The sequence below is a fragment of the Cupriavidus sp. FW306-01-F10A genome, assembly GCF_058782785.1.
The window spans coordinates 167,826-182,984 of sequence record NZ_JBYSYA010000010.1; the positions used below are offsets into that span (position 1 = coordinate 167,826).

13 protein-coding genes and 1 pseudogene are annotated in these 15,159 nt (G+C 61.3%); 12 read left to right on the top strand and 2 right to left on the bottom strand.

Going from position 1 to position 15,159, the window contains the following annotated elements:
• Positions 1-4: 4 nt before the first annotated feature.
• The 3 genes from AC3WLF_RS16830 (at position 5) to ttcA (ending at position 2,398) form a co-directional block, all read left to right on the top strand.
• Positions 5-859: an SDR family oxidoreductase gene (locus AC3WLF_RS16830; RefSeq protein ID WP_492340224.1), complete on the top strand. Its 855-nt coding sequence runs from the start codon at positions 5-7 to the stop codon at positions 857-859.
• A gap of 86 nt (positions 860-945) precedes the next feature.
• Positions 946-1,347, top strand: a complete 402-nt coding sequence (locus tag AC3WLF_RS16835; protein ID WP_011614433.1) for a dihydroneopterin aldolase — start codon at positions 946-948, stop codon at positions 1,345-1,347.
• A 109-nt stretch (positions 1,348-1,456) separates the two neighbouring features.
• Entirely contained in the window at positions 1,457-2,398 is a 942-nt protein-coding gene (ttcA, locus tag AC3WLF_RS16840; RefSeq protein WP_492352513.1) for a tRNA 2-thiocytidine(32) synthetase TtcA, read from the top strand.
• Between the two features lie 64 nt (positions 2,399-2,462).
• Here ttcA and AC3WLF_RS16845 read toward each other — a convergent pair whose 3' ends face one another.
• Positions 2,463-3,290, bottom strand: coding sequence for a DUF6279 family lipoprotein (locus AC3WLF_RS16845; RefSeq protein WP_492356939.1), 828 nt, complete (start codon positions 3,288-3,290; stop codon positions 2,463-2,465).
• Between the two features lie 290 nt (positions 3,291-3,580).
• On the opposite strand from AC3WLF_RS16845, the gene glmU reads away from it, so the two are divergent.
• Positions 3,581-4,945: a bifunctional UDP-N-acetylglucosamine diphosphorylase/glucosamine-1-phosphate N-acetyltransferase GlmU gene (gene glmU, locus AC3WLF_RS16850; RefSeq protein ID WP_492321193.1), complete on the top strand. Its 1,365-nt coding sequence runs from the start codon at positions 3,581-3,583 to the stop codon at positions 4,943-4,945.
• Positions 4,946-5,063: 118 nt separating this feature from the next.
• A complete protein-coding gene (glmS, locus tag AC3WLF_RS16855) occupies positions 5,064-6,902 on the top strand; it encodes a glutamine--fructose-6-phosphate transaminase (isomerizing) (protein WP_492321194.1) in 1,839 nt (612 codons plus the stop codon).
• Positions 6,903-7,115: 213 nt separating this feature from the next.
• Here glmS and AC3WLF_RS16860 read toward each other — a convergent pair whose 3' ends face one another.
• On the bottom strand, positions 7,116-7,592 hold the full coding sequence (locus AC3WLF_RS16860) for a hypothetical protein (protein WP_492358517.1): 477 nt from the start codon (positions 7,590-7,592) through the stop codon (positions 7,116-7,118).
• A 204-nt stretch (positions 7,593-7,796) separates the two neighbouring features.
• On the opposite strand from AC3WLF_RS16860, the gene AC3WLF_RS16865 reads away from it, so the two are divergent.
• The 7 genes and pseudogenes from AC3WLF_RS16865 (at position 7,797) to AC3WLF_RS16895 (ending at position 15,152) form a co-directional block, all read left to right on the top strand.
• Positions 7,797-8,810: a nucleotidyltransferase domain-containing protein gene (locus AC3WLF_RS16865; RefSeq protein WP_492358518.1), complete on the top strand. Its 1,014-nt coding sequence runs from the start codon at positions 7,797-7,799 to the stop codon at positions 8,808-8,810.
• Positions 8,807-10,507 carry a ThiF family adenylyltransferase gene (locus AC3WLF_RS16870; protein ID WP_492358519.1) on the top strand — a complete coding sequence of 567 codons (1,701 nt, stop codon included), beginning with the start codon at positions 8,807-8,809 and terminating at the stop codon, positions 10,505-10,507. Before AC3WLF_RS16865 ends, AC3WLF_RS16870 begins: the two co-directional genes overlap by 4 nt.
• Positions 10,504-10,986 carry a Mov34/MPN/PAD-1 family protein gene (locus AC3WLF_RS16875; RefSeq protein WP_492358520.1) on the top strand — a complete coding sequence of 161 codons (483 nt, stop codon included), beginning with the start codon at positions 10,504-10,506 and terminating at the stop codon, positions 10,984-10,986. Before AC3WLF_RS16870 ends, AC3WLF_RS16875 begins: the two co-directional genes overlap by 4 nt.
• Before the next feature lie 25 nt (positions 10,987-11,011).
• On the top strand, positions 11,012-12,097 hold the full coding sequence (locus tag AC3WLF_RS16880; RefSeq protein ID WP_492358521.1) for an SAVED domain-containing protein: 1,086 nt from the start codon (positions 11,012-11,014) through the stop codon (positions 12,095-12,097).
• A 184-nt stretch (positions 12,098-12,281) separates the two neighbouring features.
• A complete protein-coding gene (locus AC3WLF_RS16885) occupies positions 12,282-13,175 on the top strand; it encodes a hypothetical protein (RefSeq protein WP_492358522.1) in 894 nt (297 codons plus the stop codon).
• A gap of 173 nt (positions 13,176-13,348) precedes the next feature.
• A pseudogene (locus AC3WLF_RS16890) lies at positions 13,349-13,589 on the top strand (H-NS histone family protein).
• Positions 13,590-14,066: 477 nt separating this feature from the next.
• On the top strand, positions 14,067-15,152 hold the full coding sequence (locus AC3WLF_RS16895) for a hypothetical protein (RefSeq protein ID WP_492358523.1): 1,086 nt from the start codon (positions 14,067-14,069) through the stop codon (positions 15,150-15,152).
• The last annotated feature ends 7 nt before the right edge of the window (positions 15,153-15,159 follow it).

Genomic DNA, 15,159 nt, shown 5'->3' on the forward strand with positions numbered 1-15,159 from the left:
AGCAATGCCCGCATCCAAGACTCCTGCCAGCCAGACCGCTGACCAGACCCATAGCCAGACTGGTAGCCAGCGCGCCACCGCCCGCGGCGTGGCGCTGGTGACCGGCGGCGCGCGCCGCCTGGGCCGCGCCATCGCGCTTGAACTGGCGGCGCAGGGCTGGGACGTGGCCGTGCACTGCCATCGCTCGGTGGACGAGGCCGAGGCCCTGGCCACGCAGATCCGCGCGCTGGGCCGCCGTGCCGCGGTGCTGCGCGCCGACCTGGCTGACGAGGCCGCCACCGGCCGCCTGGTGGCCGACTGCACCGCCGCGCTGGGCGTGCCCGCTTGCCTGGTCAACAACGCTTCGCTGTTCCAGTACGACGTGGCGACCAGCTTCTCCTATGCGTCGCTGGATACGCATATGCGCACCAACGTCGCCGCGCCGCTGCTGCTGGCGCGCGAACTGCACAAGGCGCTGGGCGTTGCCGCCGGCAAGGACAAGGCCGCCGAACCGCGCGGCGTGGTGATCAACCTGCTGGACCAGAAGCTGGATAACCTGAACCCGGACTTCCTGTCGTACACGCTGTCCAAGGCCGCGCTGCAGACCGCCACGGTGCAGCTGGCCCAGGCGCTGGCGCCGCGCCTGCGCGTGGTGGGCGTGGCCCCGGGCATCACGCTGGTGTCGGGCGAGCAGTCCGAGCAGAGCTTCCGCCGCGCGCACCGCGTGACGCCGCTGGGCCAGTCGTCAACGCCCGAGGACATCGCCCAGGCGGTGGCCTACCTGGCGCAGGCGCGCGCCGTGACCGGCACCACGCTGTATGTGGACGGCGGCCAGCACCTGATGCCGCTGGCGCGCGACGTGATGTTCCTGACCGAGTAAGCTGGAAGCCAGCAACCGAATACCGTAGTGCCTGATGTGCCGCGCCCGCCGGGCGCGGCTTCCTTTTCCCCCTCAGCAGCCCGCTCATGACCATGCTCGCCGCCCTTTCCCACCCCAGCCTGCAAGACTGCCGACGCATGTTCCTGCGCAACTACGAAGTGCAGATCAATATCGGCGTGCACGAATTCGAGAAGAAGGGCGAACAGCGGGTGCTGATCAATATCGACCTGTTCGTGCCGCTGGCGCAGAGCACCCCGCAGGCCGACAAGCTCGACGAAGTGGTCGACTACGACTTCATGCGCAACACCGTGGCCGAGCGCATGGCGCAGGGCCATGTGCACCTGCAGGAAACGCTGTGCGACGACGTGGCGCGCGCCATGCTCAAGCACCCCAAGGTGCGCGCCGTGCGTGTCTCGACCGAGAAGCCCGATGTCTACCCGGATTGCGATTCGGTCGGCGTCGAGGTATTCCACATCAAGCAGGCCTGAGTCGCCAGTGCCTGCGCGCCTGCAGCTTGCGGGCGCCTGACGTAAAATGTTGCCCCTTCGCGCCGCGCCGGCCATTCCATCCGGCGGGCGCCACGCAACAGGATGCTCCATGAGCCACTCGAACAACTTCTACCGCCTCGAGACGAGGCTGCAATCGCAAACCGGCAAGGCCATCGGCGACTTCGGCATGATCGAGGACGGCGACACCGTGCTGGTCTGCATGAGTGGCGGCAAGGACTCGTACACCATGCTGTCGGTCCTGATGGCGCTGCAGAAGCGCGCGCCGATCAAGTTCAAGCTGATCGCGATGAACCTGGACCAGAAGCAGCCCGGCTTCCCGGAACACATCCTGCCGGAGTACCTGAAGTCGGTCGGCGTTGAGTATGTGATCGTCGAGGCGGATACCTACTCGATCGTCAAGGAGAAGGTGCCCGAGGGCAAGACCACCTGCTCGCTGTGCTCGCGCCTGCGCCGCGGCGTGATCTACCGCACCGCCAAGGAGCTGGGCGCCAACAAGATCGCGCTGGGCCATCACCGCGACGACATCGTCCAGACCTTCTTCCTGAACATGTTCTTCGGCGGCAAGATGAAGGCGATGCCGCCCAAGCTGTCGACCGACGACGGCCAGCACATCGTGATCCGCCCGCTGGCGTACTGCTCGGAGAAGGACATCGCGTCGTACGCGCGCGCCATGGAATTCCCGATCATCCCGTGCAACCTGTGCGGCTCGCAGGAAAACCTGCAGCGCAAGAAGGTCAGCGAGATGCTGCAGGACTGGGAGCGCCAGAACCCGGGCCGTATCGACAATATCTTCTCGGCGCTGCGCAACGTGGTGCCGTCGCACTTGGCCGATACCGACCTGTTCCCGTTCACCGGGCTGGCCACCGGCCTGGCCAAGGTGGATGAGGCGTCACTGTTCGGCGAAACCACCTTCCAGCAGCAGCCGCTGATGTTTGCCGGCAACGTGGAAGAGAACCGGATGGAGTTCGTGCGGTTTGAGCGTCCGCCCGCGGTTGCCGCGGCACCGGCGGAGCAGGCTGGCACGCAGTAGCGCCAGCGCCCGCCGCATGGAAAAACGCCCGCTTGCGCGGGCGTGCTTCGTTTGGGGCAGGGTTTCAGTTCGTCGCCGCCGACTGCACCGGGGCGCTTGCCTTCTCGCGTATCAGCGCATGCGTGTCGTCGATCCATTTCTGGAACCGGTCTTGCGCGTGCGCCTTCTGCTGCGGCGTGGTCATGTTGGCGATGGCCACGGTCAGCGCGATGCCCGCATTGATGCTGGCTTCGTGGCTGGCGGCATGCTTGGCCGGCGGGTTCTGCCAGTATTCGCGGAAGCGGCGCAGCACGTCTATCACCTGCGCCTTGGGCGGCTGCGTGGCCTGCACGTAGCGCACCATTTTGAGCCATTCCTGCTGCCGGGCGACGCGCTCGGCGTAGCGCGACTCGGCATTCTGCACCACCGGGCCTATCCTGGCGCGGATGGCCTTTTCCTGATCGCTGGAGAAGTTGCCGTAGACCAGCCGCGCGTAGTCCATTACCTTGTCATAGCGCGCATCCTCGCGCTCGGCAGGGTCTGGATTCAGGAATTTCTTGCGGTACTTGGCATTGCCCTCGGCAAATTTCTTTTCCATGCGGCCGATCTGCTCAGGCGTCAGCGTCAGCAACAGGTCGGCGAGGTCGGGCATCGCTTGTTCGAACGACTTGCGCGCCAGTTGCTGCGAAGCGTCCTGGAAGTGCTCGACCATGGCCGGGGTCACCGGTTGCCGCACCTCGGCCTTGGCCTGCTGCAGCAAGGTGGCGATTTCCGGCAACTGCGCCTTGCGATGCCAGGCAAAAAAGCGCGCAATGGCCTCGCGCGTGAGCGGCTCCTGGGCCGTGCTGACATCGACGTAATTGTCGATCCACCAGTACGCCAGGTGGTCGCCCTGCTGGTATCCCAGCTTCATGGCGCTGCAGGCGCACAAGGCCGCTGCGCCCAGAATCGCGAAAATCCGCCGGGCCCAGCAATTGTGAAATTCGGAAACGACGGTCCGATGCGCAGAAACCGCCATGTTAAAATCGGCGCGCATCGCAACCGGGGCGCCCAGATGACTGCCAGCCAAGTCCTGGCAAGGGTTTGCGGGATTATGCGCAGGCCTGGCCGCAGATTTTCGCCAAGCCCGGCGGCGCAGTCCGCCAAACACCCGGCTGGCGTTTTCAAGAATATTTTCGGACACACTCACTTAGGGGTCTCCTTGTGAATATCGTCATTCTCGCCGCGGGCATGGGCAAGCGGATGTATTCCGATTTGCCCAAGGTACTGCACCCGGTCGCCGGACGGCCCATGCTCGCGCATGTCCTGGACACGGCACGTGCGCTGTCGCCGTCGCGGCTGGTGGTCGTGGTCGGCCACGGTGCCGCGCGCGTGCGCGAGGCCGTTGCCGCCGACGATATCGCCTTTGCCGAACAGCCCCAGCAGCTTGGCACGGGCCATGCGGTGATGCAGGCACTTCCCTTGTTGGACGACAGCCAGCCCACGTTGGTTCTGTATGGTGACGTGCCGCTCACCAGCGCTGCCACGCTCCAGGCACTTGTGGCCGAGGCCGGCACGCAGCGCTTGGGCGTGCTGACCGTGGAAATGCCCGATCCGACCGGCTATGGCCGCATCGTGCGCGATGCCGCGGGCAGCATCGTCCGCATCGTCGAGCAGAAGGACGCCAGCGAGGCCGAGAAGGCAATCCGCGAGATCAACACCGGCATTATCGTGTGCCCCACCGGCCACCTGCGCAAGTGGCTGTCGACGCTGCGCAACGACAATGCCCAGGGCGAGTACTACCTGACCGACACGGTCGAGCGCGCCGTGGCCGATGGCGTGGAGACTGTCTCGGCCCAGCCGGCGGCGATCTGGGAGACGCTCGGCGTCAACAGCAAGCTGCAGCTGGCCGAGGTCGAGCGCATCCACCAGGGCAACCAGGCCCGGCGCCTGCTGGAAGCCGGCGTGACGCTGCTGGATCCGGCCCGCATCGACGTGCGCGGCGAACTGAGCTGCGGGCGCGACGTCACTATCGACGTCGGCTGCGTATTCGAAGGGCGCGTGCACCTGGAAGACGGGGTGCGCATCGGCGCCCATTGCGTGATCCGCAACAGCACCGTCGGGGCCGGCGCCCAGGTACACCCGTTCTGCCATATCGACGAGGCCAGGGTTGGCCCCGCCGGGCGCATCGGGCCGTACGCGCGGCTGCGCCCCGGCACCGAGCTGGGCGAGGACGTGCATATCGGCAACTTTGTCGAGGTCAAGAATGCCCAGGTGGCCGCGCACAGCAAGGCCAACCATCTGGCTTATGTGGGCGATGCCACGGTGGGGTCGCGCGTCAATATTGGCGCGGGTACCATCACCTGCAACTATGACGGCGTGAACAAGCACCGCACCGTGATCGAGGACGATGTCTTTATCGGCTCCGACACCCAGCTGGTGGCCCCGGTGACGGTGCGCCGCGGCGCCACGCTGGGCGCCGGCACCACGCTGACCAAGGAGGCGCCCGCCGACAAGCTGACGCTGTCGCGGGCCAAGCAGCTGACCATCGACGCCTGGCAGCGGCCGGTCAAGCAACCGAAGAAGTAAGCGTCAGAGGGCCGCCCGCGGGCGGCCAGGGCACGCGCCGCCTCGGCGAGGCGGCGCCACAGGATTCATACCGGCGCCTGAGGTCTACGGGCAGGGCGCCAGCAAACGGGGGTTCAGCATGTGTGGCATCGTCGGCGCGGTTTCCACGCGCAATATCGTTCCGGTCCTGATCGAAGGGCTGCGCCGCCTGGAGTATCGCGGCTATGACTCGTGCGGCGTCGCCGTCGTGCGCGACGATGCGGTCGAGCGTGCGCGCACCGTGTCGCGCGTGGCCGACCTGGAGGCGCAGACGCAGGCTTCCGGCCTGTCCGGCTTCACCGGCGTGGCGCATACGCGCTGGGCCACGCATGGCAAGCCCGATACCGTCAACGCGCACCCGCACCTGTCGGGCGAGACCATCGCGCTGGTGCACAACGGCATCATCGAGAACTACGAGCCGTTGCGCGAAGAACTGCGCGCGGTCGGCTACGGCTTTGAATCGCAGACCGATACCGAGGTGGTTGCCCACCTGATCCACCAGGCCTACACCTACCCCAGCAGTGCCACGCGCGGCGACCTGTTTGCCTCGGTGCGCGCGGTGACCAAGCGCCTGCACGGCGCCTACGCCATCGCCGTGTTCGCCAAGGACCAGCCCGGCCGCGTGGTCGGCGCGCGCGCCGGTTCGCCGCTGGTGGTGGCGCTGGGCGAGAACGAGGCCTTCCTGGCCTCCGACGCGCTGGCCGTGGCCGGCACCGCCAACCGCATCATCTACCTGGAAGAGGGCGATGTGGTCGAGCTCACGCTGGACGGCGTGACCATCCACGACATCGACGACCACCCGGTCGAGCGCGAGGCGCGCGTGGTCGAAGCGCACGCCGCGTCGGTGGAGCTGGGCCCGTACCGCCACTTCATGCAAAAGGAGATCTTCGAGCAGCCGCGCGCGCTGGGCGACACGCTGGAAGGCATTGAAAGCATTGCGCCGGAGCTGTTCGGCAGCGGCGCCGCCGAGGTCTTTGCCGGCATCGACAGCGTGCTGATCCTGGCCTGCGGCACCAGCTACTACTCCGGCTGCACCGCCAAATACTGGCTGGAGAGCATTGCCAGGATCCCGACCCAGGTCGAGGTCGCCAGCGAATACCGCTACCGCGAGACCGTGCCCAATCCGCGCGCGCTGGTGGTGGTGATCTCGCAGTCCGGCGAGACCGCCGACACCATGGCCGCGCTGCGCCATGCGCGCGCGCTTGGCCACGTGCACACGCTGGCGGTCTGCAATGTGGCCACCAGCGCCATGGTGCGCGAGACCGAGCTGCGCTTCCTGACGCGCGCCGGCACCGAGATCGGCGTGGCCTCGACCAAGGCCTTCACCACGCAGCTGGCCGCGCTCTACATGCTGACGCTGGCGCTGGCCAAGGTGCGCGGCCTGCTGACCGAAGACGCCGAGGCCAAGGCCCTGACCAACCTGCGCCACCTGCCCGCCGCGCTGCATGGCGTGCTGGCGCTGGAGCCGCAGATCATCGCCTGGTCGGAAGACTTCGCGCGCCGCGAGAACGCATTGTTCCTCGGCCGCGGACTGCATTACCCGATCGCCCTGGAAGGCGCGCTCAAGCTCAAGGAAATCTCCTATATCCATGCCGAGGCCTACCCGGCGGGCGAGCTCAAGCACGGCCCGCTGGCACTGGTCACCGAAGCCATGCCGGTGGTCACCGTCGCCCCCAACGACGCACTGCTGGAAAAGCTCAAGTCCAACATCCAGGAAGTGCGCGCCCGCGGTGGCCGCCTGTACGTGTTTGCCGACAGCGACACGCAGATCCAGTCGTCCGACGGCATCCAGGTGATCCGCCTGCCCGAGCACTACGGCGATCTCTCGCCGATCCTGCACGTGGTGCCGCTGCAGCTGCTGGCTTATCACACGGCCTGCGCGCGTGGCACCGACGTGGACAAGCCGCGTAACCTGGCGAAGTCGGTCACGGTGGAGTAAGACGAGGAAAGCCCCGCCGCGCTTTGTGTCATCTACAAACAGATTCGCATAATGCCCAGCGGAAGATTCGCATAACGAGAGCAGGAAACTCCTTGCGAACCGCAGCCAGACGCCATTAATCGAAACTGTTCCAGTAGACTTGGCGTATAGCAAAAATCAGGGTCGACCTTCATGGGCCGGCCCATTTTTTTGCCAATAAATGCTTGATGCGTATCATTCAGGCGTCGCCTCCCACGGAAGTGGAGCGACACCACGACGACGGAACAGTTTCGAATAACTCGGACTCGGGCAAGGCGTGGTGCCGCGTCGGCATCGCGGGCGCGCGCCATGTCGAAAAGCTGCCGGTGGTTTTGCCAGCAGATGGCAACTCTGATTAATTGTTGCGACGCCTATGCATTCGCGTGCGCTGTGAATGCACGGCGTCGACATCGAATGGTTGCGGATTTTTCTAAGCAATTGGGTTTCGGCTAACGCCCGCTTCACTGCCCGTAAGGCCAATGGTGAAAAGGCATATCCAAAACTGTTCGGCTTCTGCCGCCGCTCTGCTGCCTCCTTCATCTTCGTTTGAAGGGCCGCCAATTGCCGGTTGGTCTCGGACTTTCTCATTGGCTCGCTAGACCCGGTCGACCGTCTCTTGAAAGTTGTTGCTTCTGCACCCATGTAGTGCAGCACACTTGAATTGTGCTGCATGATGCTCGTCATGTGTGACATGAAAAGTGCAGTTATGAGCCTCGTATGCTATATATAGTGAGAAAGTTTGTTTCTGATACTATATGTAGTGTTCTGGCTTGCACGTGACTACCGCGTAAGTTTCAAGCGTGCTCACCATCTAATTGGCTCCGGGCTGTTCGCGGCCGCCTCAGCCTGCTGTGCTCTTACGACGAGGACTCCAAGATGCCTGCAGTGCAAAAGCAATTCGAAGACTTCCACTCGAGCATCAAGCTCGACGAGGATGATGACAAGGCGAAACTCCGGGAAAAGCGCGATGGGCTCATCAAGGCGCTGAAAGACAACCTGGGTGAAGACGTTCCGTCCTTCGGGTCGTTCAACCAAGGAAGCTATTCGATGCACACGGGCGTCTTGCCGCCCGACCGGAACTACGACATTGATGTTGGCCTCATCTTCGACTGCCAGAAGGACAAATATCCGGACCCGGTGGTCTTGAAGAAGAAGGTCCGTGACGCCCTGAACTCGAACGGGCGCACCGTTGCCATCCGTCGTCCTTGTGTGACGGTGAACTACATGCGTGACGACAAGCCCGAATACCACGTCGACCTGGCCATCTATGTTAAGCGCCACGACGACTTGCTGGACCTCGCTAAAGGCAAGGAAAACTCCGGCGATGACTACAAGGTTTGGGATGCTGCGGACCCGAAGAAGCTGACCAAGCTCATCTGCGACGCCTTTGACGACGATGCTGACCTGGCGCAGTATCGCCGCAGCATCCGTTACCTCAAGCGCTGGCGCCACGTCCAGTTCCGCAACGGCGGAGCGCCCCTGAGCATCTCTCTCACGATTGCGGCCAAGCAATGGTTTCAGCCTCGGTTCGAGACTTCCGGGAAGCCCGCTGACCTCCTGGCAATGCTTGACTGGGTGGAAGCCATCCTGTCTCAGTTCGTCCACAGCTACACCGAAGAGGATGGCTTGCATGAAAGGCTGAAGGTCATGCTTCCCGTGACGCCGTACAACGACACGATGGGCTGGATGACAAAAGCGCAGATGAATACCTTCAAGGAGAAGCTGGAAGCGATGCGCGACGCCTTGAGCGAGGCTTATTACGAGGAACTGCCTGAGGATGCGTGCAAGATTCTGAACAAGCAGTTTGGCGACGACTTTAAGATTCCCGAAAAGGCGGCGACGGCCAAAGCGGTTTCCGCACCTGTCATCAGCACCGGGAATTCTGCGTGACTACGCCCGTGTCCGCTGCCCAAGAAAAGGTGGACGCGTGCTTCCAGGTCGTCGAGTCGCAATGCGCCGAGCGCGGCTTGGCGGCCATTCGTCTCGATGGCGCTGCAGACGGGCGCCTTGCTGTCCGGCTTCAAAGTGCAACGCGTGCTTGGGACATGAGCGTCGATTGCACAGAGACCTTGCTGAAACTACCGCATGTCTCCCTTGTCTCGCCCGGCGAGCTCCTGGCGCACGTCTCATACTCTGGCACCATCTGCGTGAACGACGGGCAAGGACTGTCCATTGACCCGGACCGGCGCGCTGACATCGTCGCCTACACGCTCTTGGCCGGATACGACTTGCTCGAAAAATCCGCGGCGGATGCTGCTTCGGGAAGAGCAGAGTTCTTCAATGAGCTCGAGGGCTACTGGGCCGGCATGCACGGGACACTGCTCGGACGGGCTGCCTTCGAGGTGGACGGCAAGGACCGTCTTATCTCGGCATACCTGAATGCCAGGGGGAAGCTGCCAAAGTGGTACTTCGCCGAGCAAAACCAGTCGCTTCCGCCAGAGTTGTACGGCAAGGACCTCGCCACGAAACGGGCGCTGTATCTGCACCTGGGTGATTTTCCGTTGCCGCCGGAGAATCCGCGCAAACTCGACGCGCAATTTATCGAAGCGGTCCGCGCCAAGCTTTCCGCGACACAACTGGAACTCTGGGCCCAGCTGTTCGGGCCGTCGAAGGGTGGCCCGAAGCGGCTAGCGCTATTGGTGTCTGTTCCGAGAGCTGCTGGCGGTCGCTCACTGGTGGGTATGGTCTTTACTGCCAATCGAGGCTCAGTGGACCCCAGCGGGCAAATCGTACCGCTCGTCATGCGGCGACACACTCCAACCTACATGCGTGAACGTGGGGGAGCGTCTCTCGACCTGATAGGAAAACACATCGCGGTGCTGGGCTGCGGAGCCGTTGGCGCAGTTGTCGCTGACAATCTCGCCGCAGCGGGTGTTGGAAAGCTGACACTGGTCGACCACGATGAGTTTTCCGAAGACAACGTCTTCCGACACGTGCTTGACCCTTTGTGGACTGACGCCCACAAGGTCTTCGCCTTGCAGCACACGTTTCAACGAAGGTATCCAGGAATTAAGGTCGAGGAAGTTCCTCTGGCTGCCCAGACTTGGCTGAAGACGGCAAAGCTGGCCGAGCTCGATGGAATCGTTGTTGCCATCGGAGCGCCGTCCATTGAAAGGGCAATTGCCCGAATTATCCGGAAGAGCGCGGCGCATCTGCCCGTGGTCTACACCTGGCTGGAAGCCCTCGACCTTGGCGGTCACTCCGTACTCACATGGTGCGACCAGGAGGGATGCCTGGATTGCCTGTATCGCGACGATGAGGGACAACCAGCCCTTTCTCCGAGAACTTCGTTCCTGCAGCCAGACCAGCATGTCTCTCGCAACCTCACGGGATGCGCCAATACCTTCGTTCCGTACGGCGCACTCCAAGCTCGCAAAACCGGCCTCATGGCGGCGGAGCATATCCTCGGCGCTCTCCGCAGCGAGCCGAAGCCGTCTTATAGATTCTGGGTCGGTGACGGCGTTGTCGCGCAGAAAGAAGGACTGCGGACCACCCACTGGTGGACGGCCGCAAAGAAGACTTCGCAGGATGACGCATCGCAGCGGGTGCTCGGTCGACCATGCAAACGCTGTAAAGGTGCAACGTGAAGCTCGTCTTTCGCGTCACGCCGCGGCAGCGGCTCATCATTGTTGAACATGCTGTCGAGCAGATGACCGCTTTTGCCCAGCACAAATGGTGGCAGAAGGAGGCAGGTGGCGTTTTGCTTGGTCGCTTCTTGCTCGATTCGCCGGATGTGGTGGTCGACGAAGTGACGACACCACAGGATGCAGACCGGCGCAGCAGGTTTGGCTTCTTTCGGTCGAAGAAGCATGAGGTACGTGCACGGGAGCGCTGGCAACAGCAGTCGAGCACCATGGCCTATCTCGGCCTTTGGCACACCCATCCGGAATCCGACCCATCGCCGAGTGGCGTGGACCGTGCAGATTGGCTGCAGGCGGTGTCGAATGACAAGTTCGAAGGTGACCGGCTGTTCTTTCCCATCATCGGCACCCACCGCCTCCGGGTCTGGTGTCTGAGCCGTCGAGGCACATTTCGCGAACTGAAAGAGGAAGTCAAAAATGCCTAGAACACAAGGGCGTGCTCACATCCCCGTGAACGTTCGTCGCGACCTTTGGGTGGCTGCCGCCGGCCGCTGCCAATTCCGAGGCTGCTGCAAACGAGTTGACCGGGACTTCCTCACTAAAGCCAAATGCCTCGTCGGAGAATACGCGCACATTATTGCGGATAGTCCGGACGGCTCGCGTGGGGTTGAGGGTGAGTCGGAGCGGTTGGCCAAGGACCCGAGCAATCTGATGCTTGCCTGCTTCGATTGCCATAGCCGCATCGACCGTAATGGCAAGAAGAACGAGTACACAACTGAGCAACTCCGGGCAATGAAGCGCGAGCATGAGGCCCGCATGGAGCTAATCTATTCCGCCACGGGAGTAAAGGAGAGCCTGCCCATACTGATGACATTCCCGATAGGCTCGCATGTACCCGTCATCGAGCTTGGGGAGATTCACTACGCGATGCTCGAGAATACCCGATACACCCGCTTCCCTTCCGGCAAGTCCATACACATTGACAAAGGCGACTTCGATACCCAGGATGACTCGCCAGAATTTTGGCCTCGTGCCGAGCAAGTTGTCGTGGCCGCGTATGAGAGGCTGATTCACCCTGAAATCACAGCTAGGAACGGTGCTGCACACCTGACCATTGCTGCATTCGCACCCATTCCAATGCTAATGAAGCTAGGCGCGTTGCTGGGTGATAAGACCGAGGCAACGGTGCTCGACTTGCCTACCGAGCGATGGCTGTGGGACCAATCGCCAGACTGCTCGGCTCCGAAGTTCTCCTTCGAAGTGCCAGCGACGCTGCCAACGGAAGTCGCAGTTGTAGTGAGTATCTCGAACCGGGCGAAACCGCCCGAGGGGATTAACGCGGTGGAGTTTCAAGCAGTCTCGCCGGGCAGAGGAATCATTAGGACTGAAGAACATCTGCGCATCTTCCGGCGCGAGTTCAATGACTTCCTGCTGAGGGTCGAGAGAGCGGGCGCCCGCGTAATCCATGTGTACCCCGCCGCGCCGCTGTGTGCCAGCGTCGAGGTTGGTCGCCTGCTGCTGCCAAAGATTTTTGAGGAAGTACACGTTTGGGAATGGAGAGCGCCGACATGGAGGAACGCACTCAGGCTCAAATGATAGCCTCCACGGTATCGGGGATTTGGCATGAGCCTCCGTCGGCTTGGAAGCTAGTTTGCGTGACTGCGGTGTTGTCGCAGCGGCGTTCAGTTCCCCCGCATGTCGTGGCATGGGCGTCTTGCAAACCGTCCGGTGAAATGTGATTATTGAAACATGCTGAGACTGTGTGTGCGAGATTCATGAGATGAATGTTTTCAAGCTTTCTCCTGGAAATTTCGAATCCTTCGAGTTGACGAGCGACGACGTATTTCACGCGAAAACGGGCAAGCGCGCTCCTTGGTATCAGGTAGGTGACGATAGAAAGGCGCGCCACTATGCCGTCTGCCCTGAGTGCGACAACCCAATTCAAATCGTCAATCTTGATGTAGATACACGAGTCGATGAGAATGGGAAAAATCTGCCTCTGTACGCCAAACATGCCACGCGCAACATCCAGGGGATTGCTGACTACGACAAAGAGCAATACGAGGATTGCAATCTGGCCGACCCGAAGTCCTTCAATGGAACTGAGAAGCGTGGAACGACGAGCAAGAACGCCAAGGAAATTCTTAAGCTAATACTCGAGTACCCAGATATTGTTCTCATGTTCGTAGAGAAGTTTCTAGGGGCGCGAGTTCCGGATTCGGTGTTCGATTCGATGTTAAAGGTTTTTTGCCGCGAACAAGGCCATCTATACCGCGCCGTCACGACGTCGAACCTGCCATTTGCCCTGCTTTACATGTGTGGCAGTCAGGACCCATTCTTCTGCAAACCAACGGAAAATTCCCCGCTCGCAACAGCATTACAAAAAAGTTCGGGCTTCGAATATTCTCCAGGTCGAATCAAGCGTCGCGCGGGACATAAGGGAAAATTGAGCTTCTACGTTACCGAGCACGAGATACGAGTCAATAAGCAGGATGGCACATCGACCCAGCGAATGACTCTCGTCATCGAAGAGGTCATCGCGGGGAAGGCGACGGAGCTCCTAAGAGTAAAGCGTGACTTTAGCAGCGACATCACGTACTTCCGAAACAGGATTTTCAAACGTCGGCGTCTTCTCGACATGGCCGCCTCCCATTTTGGAGCACTGCCGAAGTGACGAACTGCAGCGGACGGCTTCCCGATTCTCGCGGAGGAGCCACAGTGGAGTGGTACGATTCATCCGCTCCATCAACAAGGCCCAACCCGGCGGCATTCGCCCCAAGCTGACCAATCACGTAGAGAGGTAGTTGCGTGGCGACGTACTAGGAAGCTCTCGAAGCCAAGGCAGAGGTGGACGCGAGTGAGGCCGGCAAGCGTTATTGAGCGCATTGAAGCCTTGATGAATGAGTACCGCCTTACCACAGAAGACAAAGGCATTGTTACGAAGCGCCGGCGTTGCCGTCCTGCCGGGAGTGGCTCGGTAGCAACGAAGAAGAGTGCGTGGCCTCCCAAATGTCGCGACCCGAAGATGGGTAAGACCTGGTCTGGCCGCGGGCGTGCGCCAGCATGGCTCGGAAAGAACCCGAACTGATTCATCATCGCAGAAGAGTAAGGGGGTGGTGTTTCCGATTCCGCCTAGAGTCGCGTACGTTTTGAATCCCCGGTGCTGGCGGCGTCCGTGGCATGGGCCGATGCGGGCGGCTAACTCTTAGGAGGTCTTATGGCTCAGGACGGTGCATATGAGTATGTAGTGGTAGAGAGCTTTCGCTCGGCGAGCACCTCGGGACTCCATGGTGATGTCCACATTCGTCCCGCAGACGGCGGAAAATACCCGATGAGCCTTCACGTAGCGTGTTCCAAACGACTATCGCGAGACTATCCCGTTGGCACGCGATTCCGGCTGCAGGTGAAGCTGACCGACAGGGAGGATGGTGGCGAGTATCTCTACAGCTACCACGGGTGGCGGTTTGAGGTCCTGCCCTAGGCCTAACTCGTCGGTAGCTAATGGCGTCCCTGTTTACAGGTGTCTACTCCCCGAAGTTTCCGAATACCGGTATTAACCCCCGACATGGCAGCGCAGAAAATTGACAGCTTTGGCACGGAGCCGAATACTTGGAAGCTGAATGCAGAACAAGCGGCCAGACAAGCAACCTCCTCCCTCCGCGGATATGTCTACCAAATCCACGCCTCTCTTGGGGCGTGGATGCGCCTGCCCCCCGATGGGGAGCTGCATCTTGAGGTCGCCGAAGATTACGCAGAACTGCTGGCCGTTCCGGGCAACATTGAGAAAATTCTCCATGCTGTGCAGGTCAAAGATACTCGAGAGTCGGGAAAGGTCACGCTGAACTCACAAGATGTGCTGACGACCTTGGATTCTCTCTTCTCGTTGCAAGAGGAGAATACGGGGAGGCAGGTATTTGCGACTTTCCTAACCACCTCACCGATTGGGAATGAAAGACGTGTTCCTTTGTTAAGTGGTGTTCCTGCGCTGGAGGCATGGACACTCGCCAAAGAAGCAAAGTACCCAGTCGCCGAACTGCACGAGGCTCTCCGTACTCGGATTACTGAAGGCGACCTTGGCAGATTTCTAACGAGCTGTTCAGAAGACGAGTTTCGCAATCGCGTACTTAATCGAATGACTTTCGCGTGCGGCGAACCATCTTGGGAAGAGCTAGAAGAAGATGGGCGAAATTTCCTAGTCAGGATGAGGTCATACGTGCGTGCAGAAGCAACAGCGGCTTCGAAGTCCTACGACGCACTATTTGGACACCTATGCCGCGCAGTGCTGCGGTCTCAGTCACGCATGGTAGACAGGGACGATTTCATCTCGGCCTTTCAGTCGGCCACCGCTGTATCAGTTCCGTCACAACATTACGTTGACCTTACTGACGCAGTGCTACGTGCGGGGCATACGTATCCCTCCGAACGCTCCGGCAGTCTTGCTATGAGCGGGGCCTTGTTGGTGAAGTCCGCGCGTCAACTTTGCAACGTTGCGAAGCCGCCGTCCATCGCTCCACTGTTCCCTGACGCATCGCCCAGCATAAGTTCGGCTTTGAAAGCGCTGTCCAAAGCCGAGCGTTGGGTTGTCGACCACAACAGCTTGGGCAACCACGATGCCCGACGGATAGCCGTCATTCACTACCAGCCGCGCTGAAGGACAT